Genomic DNA, 1,280 nt, shown 5'->3' with positions numbered 1-1,280 from the left:
ATGTTCATTGAGCACGGTGAAACGAGAGAAGGAAACAGCGCACTTCAATTTAGTTCGGGTACGCCGACTGGAGTAGGGGCAGACTCTGGGATGATCCAGGTAGATCCAGGGACGACATACACATTAAGTGGTTGGCTGAGCGACAGTTTGAGCAGTGGCGTGATCTACATCGATTGGTTGGAATTTAACGCAAGTAATCAATTGATGGTAGACGGGGATGGGTTCGGGCCCACAAGCAAAAATCAGTGGGAGCATGGAAGCAAGAAGTTTACGACCGGTGCCTCTACGGTAAAATTACTTGTTCGGGTGATCGTAGAAGGCAATGCAACGGGGAATGCTTTTGCGGATGTGATAGAACTCGAGAAAGGCGAACGCCCGATTGTTTTGAATGGAACGTTTGAAACCAATCAGGCACGTTGGAATATGGGAGCTCCAACGATGTTCATTGAGCACGGTGAAACGAGAGAAGGAAACAGCGCACTTCAATTTAGTTCGGGTACGCCGACTGGAGTAGGGGCAGACTCTGGGATGATCCAGGTAGATCCAGGGACGACATACACACTAAGTGGTTGGCTGAGCGATAGTCTGAGCAGTGGTGTGATCTACATCGATTGGTTGGAATTTAACGCAAGTAATCAGCTAATGGTAGACGGGGACGGGTTCGGTCCCATAAGCAAGAATCAGTGGGAGCATGGAAGCAAGAAGTTTACGATCGGTGCCTCTACGGTAAAATTACTTGTTCGGGTGATCGTAGAAGGCAATGCAACGGGGAATGCTTTTGCGGATGTGATAGAACTCGAGAAAGGCGAACGCCCGATTGTTTTGAATGGAACGTTTGAAACCAATCAGGCACGTTGGAATATGGGAGCTCCAACGATGTTCATTGAGCACGGTGAAACGAGAGAAGGAAACAGCGCACTTCAATTTAGTTCGGGTACGCCGACTGGAGTAGGGGCAGACTCTGGGATGATCCAGGTAGATCCAGGGACGACATACACATTAAGTGGTTGGCTGAGCGACAGTTTGAGCAGTGGCGTGATCTACATCGATTGGTTGGAATTTAACGCAAGTAATCAATTGATGGTAGACGGGGATGGGTTCGGGCCCACAAGCAAAAATCAGTGGGAGCATGGAAGCAAGAAGTTTACGACCGGTGCCTCTACGGTAAAATTACTTGTTCGGGTGATCGTAGAAGGCAATGCAACGGGGAATGCTTTTGCGGATGTGATAGAACTCGTGAAGGGCGAACGTCCGGTTGTTTTGAATGGAACGTTTGAAAC

Annotated in this window: 1 protein-coding gene; it reads left to right on the top strand. The window is 48.8% G+C overall.

What is annotated here, in order from left to right; translation table 11 throughout:
• Window positions 1-1,280 (top strand): carbohydrate binding domain-containing protein (locus OB236_RS14715; protein WP_262684683.1); only part of this gene is annotated, 1,280 nt, incomplete at both ends.

Source organism: Paenibacillus baimaensis (assembly GCF_025567575.1).
This window is presented reverse-complemented; position numbering and strand designations above follow the sequence as displayed.